General features: G+C 61.1%; 14 protein-coding genes. 8 read left to right on the forward strand and 6 right to left on the reverse strand.

Annotated features, from left to right (window positions below; genetic code table 11):
* Positions 1-4: 4 nt before the first annotated feature.
* From CAL20_RS07875 to CAL20_RS07885, 3 genes are all read left to right on the forward strand, one after another.
* Entirely contained in the window at positions 5-835 is an 831-nt protein-coding gene (locus tag CAL20_RS07875) for a M55 family metallopeptidase (protein WP_094837569.1), read from the forward strand.
* 70 nt (positions 836-905) lie between these two features.
* Positions 906-2,057, forward strand: a complete 1,152-nt coding sequence (gene ampC / locus CAL20_RS07880; protein ID WP_094837570.1) for a class C beta-lactamase — start codon at positions 906-908, stop codon at positions 2,055-2,057.
* Between the two features lie 121 nt (positions 2,058-2,178).
* A complete protein-coding gene (locus CAL20_RS07885) occupies positions 2,179-4,104 on the forward strand; it encodes an aminopeptidase P family protein (RefSeq protein WP_094837571.1) in 1,926 nt (641 codons plus the stop codon).
* On the opposite strand, the gene CAL20_RS07890 is transcribed toward CAL20_RS07885, so the two are convergent.
* Positions 4,090-5,001 (reverse strand): LysR substrate-binding domain-containing protein, encoded by a 912-nt coding sequence (locus tag CAL20_RS07890; RefSeq protein ID WP_094837572.1) that lies wholly within the window; start codon positions 4,999-5,001, stop codon positions 4,090-4,092. The genes CAL20_RS07885 and CAL20_RS07890 overlap by 15 nt on opposite strands.
* Positions 5,002-5,102: 101 nt before the next feature.
* Between CAL20_RS07890 and CAL20_RS07895 the strand changes: the two genes are divergently transcribed.
* The 5 genes from CAL20_RS07895 to ftsB all read left to right on the forward strand — a co-directional run bounded on the left by CAL20_RS07895 (position 5,103) and on the right by ftsB (position 10,487).
* Positions 5,103-5,993 carry an alpha/beta fold hydrolase gene (locus CAL20_RS07895; protein WP_094837573.1) on the forward strand — a complete coding sequence of 297 codons (891 nt, stop codon included), beginning with the start codon at positions 5,103-5,105 and terminating at the stop codon, positions 5,991-5,993.
* A gap of 166 nt (positions 5,994-6,159) precedes the next feature.
* On the forward strand, positions 6,160-7,809 hold the full coding sequence (locus CAL20_RS07900; protein WP_094820729.1) for a CTP synthase: 1,650 nt from the start codon (positions 6,160-6,162) through the stop codon (positions 7,807-7,809).
* Complete coding sequence (gene kdsA, locus CAL20_RS07905; RefSeq protein WP_094820283.1) at positions 7,806-8,663, forward strand: 3-deoxy-8-phosphooctulonate synthase; 858 nt, start codon at positions 7,806-7,808, stop codon at positions 8,661-8,663. Before CAL20_RS07900 ends, kdsA begins: the two co-directional genes overlap by 4 nt.
* Before the next feature lie 55 nt (positions 8,664-8,718).
* Entirely contained in the window at positions 8,719-10,005 is a 1,287-nt protein-coding gene (gene eno / locus CAL20_RS07910) for a phosphopyruvate hydratase (RefSeq protein WP_094820284.1), read from the forward strand.
* 89 nt (positions 10,006-10,094) lie between these two features.
* Positions 10,095-10,487: a cell division protein FtsB gene (gene ftsB, locus CAL20_RS07915; protein WP_094837574.1), complete on the forward strand. Its 393-nt coding sequence runs from the start codon at positions 10,095-10,097 to the stop codon at positions 10,485-10,487.
* Positions 10,488-10,566: 79 nt separating this feature from the next.
* Here ftsB and CAL20_RS07920 read toward each other — a convergent pair whose 3' ends face one another.
* The 5 genes from CAL20_RS07920 to CAL20_RS07940 form a co-directional block, all read right to left on the reverse strand.
* Positions 10,567-11,226 (reverse strand): pilus assembly protein, encoded by a 660-nt coding sequence (locus CAL20_RS07920; RefSeq protein ID WP_143277051.1) that lies wholly within the window; start codon positions 11,224-11,226, stop codon positions 10,567-10,569.
* Between the two features lie 132 nt (positions 11,227-11,358).
* Positions 11,359-12,276, reverse strand: a complete 918-nt coding sequence (hslO, locus tag CAL20_RS07925) for an Hsp33 family molecular chaperone HslO (protein ID WP_094837576.1) — start codon at positions 12,274-12,276, stop codon at positions 11,359-11,361.
* A 67-nt stretch (positions 12,277-12,343) separates the two neighbouring features.
* Positions 12,344-12,865, reverse strand: coding sequence for a gamma carbonic anhydrase family protein (locus tag CAL20_RS07930; RefSeq protein WP_094837577.1), 522 nt, complete (start codon positions 12,863-12,865; stop codon positions 12,344-12,346).
* Positions 12,866-12,887: 22 nt separating this feature from the next.
* On the reverse strand, positions 12,888-14,549 hold the full coding sequence (locus CAL20_RS07935) for an acyl-CoA synthetase (protein WP_094837578.1): 1,662 nt from the start codon (positions 14,547-14,549) through the stop codon (positions 12,888-12,890).
* A 141-nt stretch (positions 14,550-14,690) separates the two neighbouring features.
* Entirely contained in the window at positions 14,691-15,539 is an 849-nt protein-coding gene (locus CAL20_RS07940; protein WP_094837579.1) for a UDP-2,3-diacylglucosamine diphosphatase, read from the reverse strand.
* Positions 15,540-15,889 lie beyond the last annotated feature (350 nt).

A 15,889-nucleotide genomic window follows, 5' to 3' on the forward strand; every position in this document is an offset into this window, starting at 1 on the left:
ATTCATGAAGATCTTAATTTCTACCGACATCGAGGGCGTCGCTGGCGTTTTTCATTCAGAACAGGTGCGCGCGGGTAACGGCGAGTATGAACGGGCGCGAGTCTGGATGACCAAAGAAGCCAACGCCGCCGTGATCGGCGCGTTCGCGGGCGGCGCGACAGAAGTGCTGGTGAATGATTCCCATGGCGGCTTTCGCAATCTGTTGCCCGACCTGCTGGATCCGCGTGCGCGTCTGGTGTTGGGCAAACCTCGCTATCTGGGCATGATGGGCGGCCTCGAGGAACCGTGCGACGCCGTGATCATGATCGGCTACCACTCGCGTGCACAGGGGCGCGGAATTCTCGCGCATACGATCAACAGCTTTGCGTTTGCCCGCGTTCTGATCAATGGGCTGGAACTCGGCGAGGCCGGTTTGTATGGGGCTTTGGCAGGCGAGCTGGGCGTGCCGGTCATCATGGCCAGCGGCGATAATGTTTTCATCGAAGAAACACGGCCGTTGTATCCCAATGCCCAGTGGGTACAAACCAAAGTCGCACATGGGCAGGGCAGTGGGCTGACCCTGTCGCCCGAGGCGGCTCGCCAGGCAATTGCGGCCGCGGCGGAAACGGCAGTGCGCGCTGCGGTCGACCACACAGGCGGTACGGCTCCCCTGCAGATCGCGGCGCCTATAGAATGCCAATTGCAGACCCAGACCACGGCGCTGGCCGATCTGTTCTGCATGTGGCCCACGCTCGAGCGCGTGGACGGCGTGACGCTGCGGTTTACGGTCGATAGCATGCAAGCAGCGGTACGCACGCTCAATAGCTTGTCGGCCATGTCGTCCATGCTCCGTTAAGGCGTCTTGGTCGTCCGGACGGACGGCAAATCGTTCGTCCCCACGAAGTGCTTTCGAGATTGAATCGCCTATGTATTCCGTCAATAAACGATGGCTTCAAACCCTGTGGTGCGCATGCCTGGCCGCAATCGTGAATCCCGCGTCGGCCGGCGCAGTGCCCGAGTCTCCTGTCAATATCAGTCAGGCGGCCGAGCAAGTCATGCGAGAGTACAAGGTGCCGGGTATGGCGATTGCCGTGACCGAGCATGGGAAGCAAACGTTTTATAACTTCGGCGTTGCGTCAAAAACGACGCGCCAGCCAGTCACCAGCGATACGCTGTTCGAGATCGGTTCGGTCAGCAAGACGTTCACCGCGACACTTGCAACGTACGCTCAGACGCTGGGACGCCTTTCTTTAGACGATAGTCCCGCTCAGTATCTGCCTTATCTGCGCGGCAGCAATCTGGACAACGTCAGCCTTGTTCACCTCGGCACTCACACAGCCGGGGGCTTTCCACTGCAGGTGCCGGACGATATCACCAACGAAAAACAGTTGAAGCGGTATTTCGAAGCGTGGACGCCGCAATACGCGGCAGGCGCCGCGCGGACCTATGCCAATCCCAGTATCGGTTTGCTGGGCGTAGTTGCAGCGCAGGCGTTAGGTCTGCCGTTCAAGACTGCGATGGAACGACAGCTGTTTCCGCTGTTGGGGCTGCATGGCACCTATATCGACGTGCCATCGGCAAAGCTGGAAAACTATGCCCAGGGTTACAACAAAGCCGACGCGCCAGTGCGTGTGAACCCAGGCATCCTCGCGGACGAAGCCTACGGCGTCAAAACCACCGCCAGAGATCTGATTCGCTTCGTGCAGTTGAATATCGATTCGTCCCGAGGCGGGAGCGATCTCGACAAGGCGTTGCGCAACACCCGTGTCGGGTATTTCGCGCTGGGCGCCATGACGCAGGACCTTATCTGGGAACAGTACGAGGAATCCGTCGAGCTCAAGGACCTGCTCGACGGAAACTCCGCCAGGATTGCGTATGAGACCCATCCCGTCGAGGCCATCGTGCCGCCTCGTCCCCCTATGCCGGCGGCTTGGGTCAATAAAACCGGATCGACCAACGGGTTCGGGGCTTATGTCGCGTTTCTGCCTGCTCAGCAAAAGGGTATCGTCATCCTGGCAAACAAGAATTTTCCGATTGAGGCCCGTGTCCGGCTCGCCTATCTCATCTTGATGCGTTGACGCGCATTGGGACGCGCGTAGTATCGGTTGCCGGTGATGATCCCGGCGATACGATCGCCGTCGCATCCCCGGCTCGATAAAATGCCGGCAGACACTCACTCACGTTGCGTTAAGGAATCTCATGTCTTTCACTGATACCCGCATTGCCCAGTTGCGGCAGGCCATGCGCCGCCTAGGCCTGGATGCTTGCATCGTACCGTCTGCCGATCCACATCTGTCTGAATACCTGCCTGCGCGTTGGCAGGGCCGCCAATGGCTCAGTGGTTTTACGGGCTCGGTGGCGACGCTTGTGGTGACGGCAGATTTCGCAGGGCTGTGGGTCGATAGCCGCTATTGGGTGCAGGCAGAAACGCAGTTGGCTGGCACGTGTGTACAACTGATGAAAATTGCCACGGCCTCGACGCCGAGTCATATCGACTGGTTGGCCAGCAATCTGACGGCGGGGCAATGCGTCGGTGTAGACGGCCACGTACTAGGCCTGGCGTCGTTCCGGGCCTTGTCTGCAGCCTTGTCGCCGGCGGGTGTGTACCTGGACATCCAGGCCGATCCGCTTGCCGAGATTTGGCAGGATCGCCCCGGCTTGCCTGACGCGCCGGTCTATGAGCACACGGCGCCGCAGGCATGTGTCGCGCGGGCCGACAAGCTGGCTCAAGTGCGCAGCGTCATGCAGGCCAAAGGGGCCGACGTGCATCTGTTATGCACGCTCGATGATATCGCCTGGCTGTTTAATCTGCGCGGCGCGGATGTATCGTATAACCCCGTGTTCCTGGCGCACGCGTTGATCGGGGCCGACTATGCCACGTTGTTTGTGGCCGATGGCAAAATCGACGAGTCCCTGCGCGCGGTATTGGCCGCTGATGGCGTGGACGTTGCGCCGTACGACCAGGCGGCAGAGGCCCTGGGGTCTATCGCGCTGGATCAAACGCTGCTGATCGATCCCGCTCGCGTGACCTGCGGCGTGTTTCATGCCATGGACCCTGCGGTGCCACGCGTCGAGGCGATCAATCCGTCGACCTTGTTCAAGTCGCGCAAGACCGAGGCCGAGCTGGCCCAGGTCCGCCAGGCCATGGAGCAGGACGGCGCGGCGCTGTGCGAGTTTTTTGCGTGGTTCGAGCAGGCGGTCAATGGCGGCGGTTACGCGGCTCCTCTGGCCGGTCCACAGGCTCATCAGGCCGGCCAACAGGACGGGGGAGATGCGTCTGCCGTTTCTGCGGCCGCCAATCGCGATGTCACCGTGACTCAGGGCCGCGCCGCAGAGCCTGTCACCGAGTTGACTATCGATGAGCAAATCACCGCCGCCCGCGCTCGCCGGCCGGGATACGTCTGCCCCAGCTTTGGCACGATTGCGGGCTTTAATGCCAACGGCGCGATGCCGCACTACCGTGCAACGCCGGAGTCGCACGCCGTCATCGAAGGTGACGGCCTGTTGTTGATCGATTCGGGCGGCCAGTACCTCGGCGGCACCACCGACATCACCCGCGTGGTCGCAGTGGGCACGCCCAGCGCCGACCAGAAAGTCGATTTCACGCTGGTGCTCAAGGGCATGATTGCGCTCTCGCGCGCGGCATTCCCCCGCGGCACGCCGTCGCCGATGCTGGATGCCATTGCCCGTGCGCCCATTTGGCAAGGCGGCGTGGAATACGGCCATGGGACCGGTCACGGCGTGGGATATTTTCTGAATGTACACGAAGGGCCGCAGGTGATTTCCTATCGGGCAGCTCCGGGGCCGCACACGGCCATGGAGCCTGGGATGATCACCTCCAATGAGCCCGGACTTTACCGTGCGGGCCGTTGGGGCGTGCGCATCGAAAACCTGGTTGCCAATCGCAGTTGGCTGGAGGGCGAGTTCGGCGAGTTCTTGTGTTTCGAGACCTTGACGCTGTGCCCCATCGACACCCGCTGTATCGACGTCTCGTTGCTGCGCGAAGACGAAATCGCCTGGCTGGACGATTATCATCGCACCGTCCGTGAGCGCCTGGCTCCGCTGGTCGAGGGGGCTGCCCTGGCTTGGCTGCAGGCCAGCACGCAGCCCTTATTGGGTGCGTGAACGCAGTCCTTGCTGGCCGAAGCGGCCCTGCTGTCCAATGCGGCGGGCCGCTTCGATCAGCGCCGTGCTGTCAGGCGTGTTTTCTCGGGCAAAGGCATAGAACCGCGCCTCAGGCAGCTGCGGCAATCCATCTTCGACACCGAGCACGCGCAAATTTGCGCTGCGCTGGCTATCGGCAACCACCGTCACCGCAAAGCCCGAACGCGCCGCAGATAAGCACCCGGCCATACTGCTGCTTTCAAAAACGATACGCCACGGGCGGCCCATGTTGCCCAGCGCGGCGACGGCTGCCTCGCGATAGACGCACGGTTCTGGAAAAACGGCCAATGGCAACGATTCGTTCGGTGGCAAGGGCTGATCCGCCGCAAAAACCCAGACTAGCGGTTCTTCCCACAACAAAGTGCCGTGGCTCTCGACGCGGCTGCATTGCTTGCCAAAAACGAGATCGAGACGGCCACGCTCTTGCTGACGCAACAGGTCCGCGGTGATGCCGACTTTCAGCTCGATCGTTGCGTCCGGATGCCATTGGCGAAAGCGCTGCAGTACTTGGGGCAGCCAGGCTCCGGCAAAATCTTCCGAGGCGCCGACTCGCAACCGCCCGCACAGCGGGGCGCCTCGCAGCTTGGCGCGCGCCTCCCGTTCCAGATCGAGAATATTGCGGCCGTAGGCATACAAGGTATTGCCCGCTTGCGTCAGTTCCATACGGCGCGTCGTGCGGGTCAAGAGATTCGCGCCCGCAATCTGTTCCAGCCGTCGCATATGTCCACTGACGGCCGATGGTGTCAACGCCAGGCGTTCGGCTGCCGCGGCGAAACTGCCGCTGTCTACGATTTCGAGAAAGGTGCGTAGCAACACCGTATCCAGCGGAGGCCCGTCGGCCAGGAGAGGGTAGTCCATTCTGATTGGATGCAAAAAATCATTAATTGGAGAAGATTATTTGTTAATCGAGTTGAGTAGTCCAGCTACGCTGATTTTTCTTCCCTGATGCGAGACTCGCCATGAATTCCTATCTTTACGTCGCTACTGAGCGGCTCGACATTGCCTATCTCGAGTGGAACCCGCAGGGCAGCCCCACGGCGATCCTGCTGCATGGATGGCCGGACAGCCCCGAATGTTGGAAAGACGTGGCCCCCGTCCTCGTTGGCGCTGGCTACCGTGTGCTGGCGCCGGCATTACGGGGCTTCGCTCCCACGCGATTCCGTGATCCTGCCACGCCGCGCAGCGGCCAGTTGTCGGCGCTGGGCCGTGATCTGCTGGACTTTATCGATGTTCTCGGACTCGATCGTCCGATACTGATCGGACATGACTGGGGCGCACGTGCTGCGGCCAACGCCTGCGGCCTGCGCGGCGACGTCGCCTCGCATCTGGTCCTGCTGTCGGTCGGCTATGGCACCAATGATCCGAATCAGTCGCTGCCGCTGCCGCAGGCCCGCAACTACTGGTATCACTGGTACATGGCGACGCCGCGCGGCGCCCGCACGGTGCGAGAGGATCGTGAGGCATTCGCCCGCATGATGTGGGATACCTGGGCGCCTCCCGGCTGGTACGATGCCGCGGATTTCCACGAGGCAGCGCGCGCATTCCAAGGGCAGGACTGGCCCGAGATTGTGCTGCATTCCTATCGGCATCGCTGGGGCTTTGCCGAGGGCGATCCTGCCTATGCGGCGGACGAGGCGCGCCTGCATCCTGCTCCTGTGCTGTCGGTGCCCACGCTGGTCCTGCATGGAGGAGCCGATACCTGCAACCATCCCGACACCTCAAAAGGGCGGGAGGCTTTTTTTCACGGGACTTATGAACGGCAGGTGCTGGAGGGAATAGGGCATTTCCCGCAGCGCGAGGCTGCACAGGAGGTTGCCCAGAACATCCTGAGGTTTTGCCGATCGGCATAGGCGGGCACGCGCGAGCACACGGCCGTGTTGCGCGGGTAACGGGGCCGGGCGTTGTGTTTTTTCGAGTTGTTACGTGACAACGGTCAGGGAAAACCCCTGATCTGGTCCGCGCCCGGCTATAATCCAAATTTCCCGCATGCGCCCCTTCGCCCGGGCGCCTATTACGATGACCAAATACGTATTTGTCACCGGCGGTGTGGTGTCATCCCTGGGCAAGGGGATCGCCGCCGCGTCCCTCGCCGCGATCCTCGAATCGCGCGGCCTGCAAGTCACTCTGCTCAAGCTTGACCCCTACATCAACGTCGACCCCGGCACGATGAGCCCGTTCCAGCACGGCGAGGTGTTCGTCACGGAAGACGGCGCCGAAACCGACCTGGATCTGGGCCACTACGAGCGCTTCATCTCGGCCAAGATGCACAAGGTGAACAACTTCACCACCGGCCAGATTTACGAATCCGTGCTGCGCAAAGAGCGCCGCGGCGACTATCTGGGCAAGACCGTGCAGGTGATCCCGCACATTACCAACGAGATCCAGGACTTCGTCGCCCGTGGCGCCGATGCCGCCTGGAAAGGCGCCACCGATGTGGCGATCGTCGAGATCGGCGGCACGGTCGGCGATATCGAATCGCTGCCGTTCCTCGAGGCTGCCCGTCAGATGAGCCTGCGCCTGGGCCGCAATAATGCTGCCTTCGTGCACCTGACCCTGGTACCGTTCATCGCCTCGGCCGGCGAGCTCAAGACCAAGCCCACGCAACACTCGGTACAGAAACTGCGCGAGATCGGTATCTATCCCAACGTGCTGCTGTGCCGCGCCGATCGCCGCATTCCCGACGACGAGCGCGCCAAGATCTCCATGTTCTCGAATGTGCCGCTGGATGCGGTCATTTCGGTGTGGGATGCCGACTCCATTTACAAGATCCCCGCCATGCTGCACAAGCAAGGCGTGGACAACATCGTGTGCGAGGCCCTGGGCCTGACCCCGCCGCCCGCCGACCTGTCCATGTGGGACAACCTGGTCGACGCGCTGGAACACCCGCAGCACGAAATCACCGTAGGCATGGTCGGTAAATACGTCGACCTGACCGAATCGTACAAGTCGCTGTCCGAGGCGCTGGTCCACGCCGGTATTCACACGCGTTCCAAGATCAACATCGAATACATCGATTCCGAGGATCTGGAAACGCGCGGCACCGATCAGCTCAAGCATCTGGATGCCATTCTGGTGCCAGGCGGTTTTGGCAAGCGCGGCACCGAAGGCAAGATCGCCGCAATCCGCTACGCCCGCGAGAACGGCGTCCCGTACCTGGGGATCTGTCTGGGCATGCAATTGGCCGTCATCGAGTTCGCGCGCCATGTCGCGGGCCTGGGCGGCGCCAACAGCACCGAATTCGATCCTTCGGCGCCGCATCCCGTCGTGGCTCTGATCACCGAATGGATGGACCGCGAAGGCAAGGTCGAAAAGCGCGACAACAGCTCGGATCTGGGCGGCACCATGCGCAAGGGCGCTCAACGTTGCCCCATCAAGCCGGGCACTCGCGCCCAGGCGATCTACGGCGACGACGTCAACGAACGCCACCGTCACCGTTACGAGGTCAACAACGTCTACGTGCCGCGCCTCGAAGAAGCCGGTATGGTGATCAGTGCGCGTACGCCCACCGAAAACCTGCCGGAAATCATGGAGTTGCCGAATCATCCGTGGTTCGTCGGCGTACAGTTCCACCCGGAGTTCACCTCCACGCCGCGTGATGGCCATCCGCTGTTCTCGAGCTTCATCGAGGCAGCCATCGCTCACCACGGCGCACGCAAGGAAGTCTGATGAAAGCCTGCGGTTTCGATATTGGTCTGGATCACCCGTTTTTTCTCATTGCGGGCCCGTGCGTCATCGAGTCGCGCGAACTGGCCTTCGACACCGCGGGGCGATTGAAAGAAATCACCTCGGCGCTGGGGATCCCGTTCATCTACAAAAGCTCGTTCGACAAGGCCAATCGCAGTTCCGGCAAATCGTTTCGCGGCCTGGGGATGGACGAGGGGCTCAAGATCCTGGCTGATGTGCGGGATCAGGTGGGCGTGCCCATCCTGACCGACGTGCACGAGACCGAGCAGGTCGAGCCAGTGGCCGCGGTGGTCGATATGTTGCAGACGCCGGCCTTTCTGTGCCGGCAAACGGATTTCATCCGCGCCTGCGCGGCCTCACTCAAGCCTGTCAATATCAAAAAGGGCCAGTTCCTGGCGCCGCACGATATGGTGCAGGTCGCCCAAAAGGCGCGCGACGCCGCCATCGAGGCCGGTGGCGACGGCAGCAACATCCTCGTCTGCGAACGCGGTGCTTCTTTCGGATACAACAACTTAGTGTCCGACATGCGTTCGCTGGCTATCATGCGAGAAACCGGTTGTCCCGTCGTTTTCGACGCCACCCATTCGGTACAGTTGCCGGGCGGGCAGGGCACGTCTTCGGGCGGACAACGCGAGTTCGTGCCTGTGCTGGCGCGTGCTGCAGTGTCTGTCGGGATATCGGGCCTCTTTATGGAGACTCACCCCAACCCGGCTTGCGCATTGTCCGATGGCCCGAATGCGGTGCCGCTGGATTTGATGTCTGCGCTGCTCACGTCGCTGGTCGAGCTCGATCGCGTGACCAAACGCAACGGCTTCATCGAAAATCAGTTCGTATGAACTGGGCTGATGCAGCCGGCATGAATTTGTTTATCGTTCAGGGAATCAAAAAATCATGAGTGCAATCGTCGATATCATCGGTCGCGAAATTCTCGACTCGCGTGGCAACCCCACTGTCGAATGCGACGTGTTATTGGAATCCGGCGCCATGGGCCGTGCTGCCGTTCCGTCGGGCGCGTCCACAGGCCAACGCGAAGCCATCGAGCTGCGCGACGGTGACAAGTCCCGCTATCTGGGCAAAGGCGTGCTGCGCGCCGTGGAAAACCTCAACACCGAGATTTCCGAGGCCTTGATGGGGCTGGATGCGCAGGAACAGACCTTTGTCGATCGCACTCTGATCGAGCTGGACGGCACTGACAGCAAAGAGCGCCTGGGCGCCAATGCGTTGCTGGCGGCCAGTATGGCCGTGGCTCGTGCTGCAGCCGACGAGTCGGGTCTGTCGCTGTATCGCTATTTTGGCGGCAGCGGCCCCATGAGCATGCCCGTGCCGATGATGAACGTCATCAACGGCGGTGCGCACGCCAACAACACGCTCGACCTGCAAGAACTGATGATCCTGCCGGTGGGCGCAACGAGCTTCCGCGAGGCGCTGCGCTGGGGCGCCGAGGTGTTCCACAGCCTGAAGAAAATCATTCACGGCCAGGGCATGTCCACCGCTGTGGGCGATGAGGGCGGTTTTGCCCCCAACGTGCCCAATCACGAGGCTGCCATTCAGCTGATCCTCAAGGCCATCACCGAAGCCGGCTACGAGCCGGGCTCGCAGATCGCGCTGGGCCTGGATTGCGCCAGCTCGGAATTCTTCCGTGACGGCAAGTACACGCTGCAAGGCGAAGGCGGCCTGTCGCTATCCTCGCAAGAATTCGCCAACCTGCTGGCCACCTGGTGCGACAAATACCCGATCATCAGCATCGAAGACGGCATGGCCGAAAACGACTGGGACGGCTGGAAACTGCTGACCGAGCAATTGGGCAAGAAAGTGCAATTGGTGGGCGATGACCTGTTCGTCACCAACACCCGCATCCTGCGCGAAGGCATCCAGAAGGGCATCGCCAACTCGATCCTGATCAAGATCAACCAGATCGGTACGTTGACCGAGACCTTTGCCGCCATCGAGATGGCCAAGCGCGCCGGCTACACCGCCGTCGTATCGCATCGCTCTGGCGAAACCGAGGACTCGACCATCGCCGACATCGCAGTGGCTACCAACGCCATGCAGATCAAGACCGGCTCGCTGTCGCGCTCGGATCGCATGGCCAAGTACAACCAACTGCTGCGTATCGAAGAAGAACTCGCCGAGGTCGCTTCGTATCCCGGCTTGGATGCGTTCTACAACCTGCGTTGATCTGATGGGGCCGGGCATTGCTACCCCGGGTGTCTGGCCCTTTCGTTGAGTTGAACTCCGTCACGGTATTCCCATAAGGGTTTTTGCATATGCGCCTGTTGTTCCTGGTGCTGTTGGTTCTGCTGGCCTTGATCCAGTATCCGCTCTGGTTGGGTAAGGGCGGCTGGTTCACGGTCTGGGACTCGCAGAAACAGATCGCCGCGCAACACGAAACCAATGAGGGCCTGCGCGCGCGCAACGCGGCGCTGGAAGCCGAGGTCCGTGACCTGGAAACAGGCTCGGGTGCGATCGAAGAGCGCGCCCGCAACGAGCTGGGCATGATGCGTGAAGGCGAGGTCTTTGTGCAGATCGTGCCGCCGGGCAGTCCGGCTGTAAATAATCCTCCGCCAAGCGGTACCTCCGCGAATACGCCTGCGCCCGCTGGCGCAACGGCAAATCGTCCTGCGTCGAATCCTGCGCGAGCCAATACTTCGCGTCAATGATGGGTTGGCGGTGGTTTCTTAAGTGCCGTTTCGATGTGATCGGCCGACGAGGGCATTCCGGGCGTTGTGCTGATAATCGCTAGCCACCGCAATTCCATGCGCCGTAGACGACTCTGTCGTGGCGTGCGGGCGGTGTGACTGCCCATTGCATCGGGTCCGAGTGCATTTCAATGCGCAAATCCAATCGGATCGCCATGAATCCGTGTGCCAAAGCGGCGCGCGCAGCACAATCACCTATGAGAGGCGCGACGCGGCGCAATAACGGCCGTATCAACGGCATCAACGGTTCGTGCAGATAGGTCAGCCGCGCGTGCAGCGTAGGCGTGCGATCCGGCGGCAGTACTTCGATCCGCCATGCCGGGAGGTCGGTCAACTGCTGTACGCGATTCCAGGTACGCTGCTGCGCCGCGCGTGCATGACTGCCGGCATAAACGAAGCGCGGCAAAAACGATTGCGTAAACGCCTGCTCAATCACGTCCCTGCGGGCATGCTGAGTCGCACCTGCGCGGGCGCTATCCAGTAACGCCACGTACGCCAGTTGCCGCACGATTTGCCAATGGGCAGCTTCGATAATCAGCAGGCTCAATAACAGTAATGAGATGGCAACAATGCCGAACTCAACCATCGCCGCCCCGAGTTGGCGCGGCGGTGCGGCCGGGTGTGCGGCGTACCGGCCTGATGCCATGCGGATTTTGGCAGGCAGCTCGGTGTACGGGGAAAAACTAGAGCGGTAGGGCATGGCCAGGCAGTGTGCCTGGCTCATGCCGCAACGTCGATTGTGGGAACTACGACTGCGGCAACTACGACTACCCACGCGAGGCGAGGCGGGGAGGCGCCATTCAGCCAGTCACTGGCCGATGCCGGCTTCCGATCAATGCACCGTGGGCGGATCCTGCTCCGGCATTGGCTTTGCCGCGGCAAATAGCCCCGAGCAATCCACGGCATCGAACGTATAAGGCTTACCACAGAAATCGCAGGTCACCTCGACCTCTCCGCGCTCTGCCAGGATGTCGTTGAGCTCGGTTTCACCTAGAGACCGCAGCATATTGGCCACGCGTTCGCGCGTGCAGGGGCAATGCCAGCGTACCGTCGACGGGTCGAATGCAATTAGCGTTTCTTCCCAATACAGCCGATGAATCACGGTGTCGATATCTGCGGCCAGCAGTTCGCCGGGCTCCAGCGTTTCTGCCAGCACAATTGCACGTGCCAGAGAGTCTGACGTATCGGATTCATGAGGCTTGCCGCCTTCGCCGGGCAGGCTTTGCACCAGCAGTCCGGCCGCATACTGGCCATCGGCCTGCAGCCACAGTCGGGTGTCCAGTTGCTCCGAGGCTTTCATATAGTGCTGCAATGCTTCGGCTACCGTGTCGCCTTCGAGCGGCACAATGCCTTGATACGTCTGCTGGCCCGGCACCTTGCGCCGCGGATCCAGCACCACGATGAATCGCCCTTCGTCATTCGTATTGAGCAGGCTTTGCATGGTGCCATCCTCAGGGACATCGTGGCCGTCGCGGATCTTGACCGTGGCGCGCAGGCTCAGATCCGACTGACATTCCACCACCAGCAATGCTATGGGCCCCGATCCCTGAATCTGCAGGACCAGCGATCCTTCGAACTTGATATTCGCCGCCAGCAATGCCGCGGCCGCCATCAATTCACCCAGCAGTCGCTGTACGGCGGGGGGATAGTGATGGTGTTCCTGGGCCTGCAGCCACGTATCGTGTAACCGTACGGCCTGGATGCGCACCGAGCGGTCTTCGAAGAGGTATTTCTTGAGTTGATCAGTCATGCATGAATGTTAGCCGATCAACTCGATTCGGAGCTATTTTCCCGCTCATATGCCGGGGTAAAACCGCTCAGCCGATCCGCTTGAGCGCCTGCTTGTAATGCTGAGCTCGCGTCTGGTAGTGGACGTTGTTCTTGTGCATAGTGGCAATTTCTTCTGCAGACAGCTCCCGCACGACCTTGCCCACGCCGATCACGAGGGAGTTGTCGGGAATGATTTTTCCCTCGGGAATGATCGCGCCGGCGCCGATCAGGCAATTGCGCCCCACCACGGCGTTATTCAGCACAATGGCCTGCATGCCGATCAGGGCGCCCTCGCGGATCGTACAGCCGTGCAGCATGGCCTGGTGGCCTACCGTCACGCCAGGGCCTATGGTCATCGGGCAGCCCTCGTCGACATGCAGGACGGAGGATTCCTGGATATTGCTGCCTGTTTCGATCACGATGGGAGCGTTGTCGCCGCGGATCGAGACGTGCGACCAGATACTGACACCGGCTTGCAGCGTGACGTTGCCGATGATATCGGCACTCTCTGCAACATAAACACTGGGGTCAATGGTCGGGATCAGGTCATCAAGTTGGTAAATAGGCATACAGCAGTCGTCTCTGGCAGTGTCAGGCTGGATTTGCGGCGCGGGTTTCCTCGCGCAGGCGCAGCACGCGGCGTTGAATCTTGCCTGTGGTCGTCATAGGGAGTTCATCAATGAACTCGATTTCTTTCGGGTATTCGTAGGGTGCCAAACGGTCCCGTACGTGTTCTTGCAGGGCCTGAATCAGCTCGGCGGGATCGCGCCCGGCATATTCCGGCGTCAGTACGACATAGGCTTTCACCAGCGCTCCCCGTTCGGCATCGGGCTTGGGAACGACGGCGGCGTTAGCCACGGCGTCGTGACCCAGCAGGCAGTTTTCGATTTCCCCCGGGCCGATACGGTAGCCGGCGGACTTGAACACATCGTCGGCCCGGCCGGCATACCAGAGGTAGCCGTCCTCATCGACGCGCGCGAGATCACCGGTGCGGCACCAGTCGCCGGTGAATTTTGCCTGGGTGGCGGCCTCATTGCGCCAGTAGCCCAAGAACAGGATAGGGTCGGGAAAACCGCTAATATCGTAGCGATTCAACGCGATTTCGCCGGTTTCGCCGGCAGCCACGGGTTGACCATCATCATCGATCACTGCGACCAGGTGGCCCGGGTAGGGGCGCCCCATGCTGCCGGGTTTGGCTGGCCAGCGCAGATGGCTGTTGCCCACCACGTAATTCAGCTCGGTCTGACCGAACATCTCGTTGGGCGTGATCCCCAGCGCGGTCTGGCACCATTCGAATACCGTTTCGCCCACGCTTTCCCCGGCGCTCATGATGGCGCGCAGTGCCAGCCGATATTGCTTGGCAGGCTCCGGCACCGTCTTCATCATCATTTTGAGCGCAGTGGGGAACAAGAACGTGTTTGTGACCTGATAGCGCTCCATCAGCTCAAAGGCGCGCTCAGGGGAAAACCGTCCACGCGTGCCGACGATAGGGTGGCCGAAATACAGGGTGGGCAGCAGGGCGTCCATCATCCCACCCGTCCAGGCCCAGTCCGCGGGCGACCAGAACACGTCGTTGGTTTTGGGAAACCAGTTTTGCGAGGCGACAAAGCCAGGCAGATTGCCGATCAGGACGCTATGCGGCAGCAAAGCACCCTTTGGGGCACCCGTGGTGCCGGATGTGTACAGCAAAATGGCAGGGTCGGTGGCGCGCGTCATCACCTGTTTGAATTCACCTGGCTGGCGTGCCAGCAGGCTGCGCCAGGGCAGGACACGTTCATCGACAAAACCGATCCCGATGATTTGATTCAAATTCGGGCAGTTGTCGCTAATAGCCAGCAAGTTGGCGCTGGAAGCGTAGTCGACCACAGCGACCCGGGCATCGGAGTCGCGCAGCCGGGTTTCCAGGGCCTCAGGGCCGAACAAGGGCGACAGCGGTACGACGATGGCGCCGACACTGTAGATCGCCATATGGGCCACCACGGTTTCCGGCCGTTGTCCTAAAACCACACCGACCCGGTCGCCGCGCTCCACACCCATCTTGATCAGGCCATTTGCCAACTGATTGGCGGCTTCACCTAATCGTGCATACGTCCAGACTTCGCGATTACCCGCTTCGTCTTCGTAGTAAATGGCAATACGCCGGGCGTCCGACGAACTTGCCGCCCAGCGGTGGCAGCAGGCTTCCGCAATATTGAATTGGGTCGGAACCAGCCAGCGGAATGATTGGTAGAGCGACTGATATTGGTCGTTCATGGCCCTATTTTGTAAGCGCGCTGGCGACCACCCCGAAGGGTGCCGCCCGAGGGCCGGAATGCCCCCAACAGGTGCAAGCATGACCTAGAGGGCCGCGAACTGCAATATCCCTGTGCCAGTAAAGGGGACGTATACGGGTTATTACGGATGCTTGCTTTGCCGGCGCAGGGCCGAGGGCAGGGCAGGCAAAGACAGGGGACGCCGGGGCCGTGTCGAGGGAGATCCCGCCTCGCGCTGAGCGTATTGTTCTGCCCAGTTCAACAGGACCAGTTTTCCATCGTGGTTTTCTGCCAACGCCGAGAGACTCTCTACCCAGTCGCCGTCATTGCAATACAAAATGCCGCTGACGTCGCGCATTTCCGGTTTATGGATGTGGCCACACACCACGCCGTCCAGACCCCGGCGCCGCGCTTCGCCTGCCAGGGTTTCCTCGAAATCGGTAATAAAGGACACCGCGTTCTTCACCTTGTGCTTCAGGTATTGCGACAGGGACCAGTAATGCAGGCCCATGCGATGGCGCAGGCGGTTGAAATGGTGATTCAGCCAGAGGGCGCTCTGATACAGCGTATCGCCCAGGCGAGCCAGCCATTTGCTGTGCTGAATGACGCCGTCGAATCGGTCGCCATGCAGCACCAGCAGCCGCTGCCCGGTGGCGGTGACGTGGACGTCTTCGTCCAGGACTTCGATATCCCCAAAGGCATAACCCACGAACTCCCGGGCAAATTCGTCATGATTGCCGGGGACAAACACCACGCGCGTGCCATTGCGCGCCTTGCGCAGGATGCGCTGAATCACGTCATTGTGGGCGCGAGGCCAATGCCAATGTTTGCGCAATTGCCAGCCGTCAACAATGTCACCCACCAAATACAGCGTCTCGGATTCGTTTTGATCGAGGAAATCCAATAGAAAATCCGCCTTGCACCCGGCCGTACCCAGGTGAAGATCGGAAATCCAAAGTGTGCGCCAATGCGTCGGTCGGGTCTCGTTCACGTGAGCATCCCTCTGGCTGTGAAGATGCCCAGAATGTAACCATGGCGCCGTGACGCCTACGTGACCAAAACATGACGCAGTTGTGACGGTGGAGGCTTTTTTGCCGCCGGGCCGCCCCGAGGCAAAAACGCCCCCTTTGGGGGCAGCAAGCCGAAGGCGCGGCGTGGGGGCTTTTTTTACGCCACGGTTGTAGTCTGTGGCATGCGTAGTGCGGAGTTCTTTTGGCGCAGGAGGTCGGCGTGTAAAAGCCCCGCCGGGCCTATCGCCGCGACTCGGCCCAAGACCAGGGGCCTCGGCCCGCTTCGCGGGCTAAATCGCGGCTCAACGGCCCGGCGGGGCTTTTACACGCC

This window comes from Bordetella genomosp. 4, from assembly GCF_002261185.1.
GTDB lineage: Bacteria > Pseudomonadota > Gammaproteobacteria > Burkholderiales > Burkholderiaceae_B > Bordetella_A.

Excerpts from the sequence above, each read along its gene's own strand:
- CAL20_RS07920 (WP_143277051.1), bottom strand. The coding sequence starts at position 11,226 with ATGCCCTACCGCTCTAGTTTTTCCCCGTACACCGAGCTGCCTGCCAAA.
- CAL20_RS07935 (WP_094837578.1), bottom strand. The coding sequence starts at position 14,549 with ATGAACGACCAATATCAGTCGCTCTACCAATCATTCCGCTGGCTGGTT.
- CAL20_RS07885 (WP_094837571.1), top strand. The coding sequence starts at position 2,179 with ATGTCTTTCACTGATACCCGCATTGCCCAGTTGCGGCAGGCCATGCGC.
- CAL20_RS07895 (WP_094837573.1), top strand. The coding sequence starts at position 5,103 with ATGAATTCCTATCTTTACGTCGCTACTGAGCGGCTCGACATTGCCTAT.
- hslO (WP_094837576.1), bottom strand. The coding sequence starts at position 12,276 with ATGACTGATCAACTCAAGAAATACCTCTTCGAAGACCGCTCGGTGCGC.
- CAL20_RS07900 (WP_094820729.1), top strand. The coding sequence starts at position 6,160 with ATGACCAAATACGTATTTGTCACCGGCGGTGTGGTGTCATCCCTGGGC.
- ampC (WP_094837570.1), top strand. The coding sequence starts at position 906 with ATGTATTCCGTCAATAAACGATGGCTTCAAACCCTGTGGTGCGCATGC.
- ftsB (WP_094837574.1), top strand. The coding sequence starts at position 10,095 with ATGCGCCTGTTGTTCCTGGTGCTGTTGGTTCTGCTGGCCTTGATCCAG.
- CAL20_RS07890 (WP_094837572.1), bottom strand. The coding sequence starts at position 5,001 with ATGGACTACCCTCTCCTGGCCGACGGGCCTCCGCTGGATACGGTGTTG.
- eno (WP_094820284.1), top strand. The coding sequence starts at position 8,719 with ATGAGTGCAATCGTCGATATCATCGGTCGCGAAATTCTCGACTCGCGT.
- CAL20_RS07875 (WP_094837569.1), top strand. The coding sequence starts at position 5 with ATGAAGATCTTAATTTCTACCGACATCGAGGGCGTCGCTGGCGTTTTT.
- CAL20_RS07930 (WP_094837577.1), bottom strand. The coding sequence starts at position 12,865 with ATGCCTATTTACCAACTTGATGACCTGATCCCGACCATTGACCCCAGT.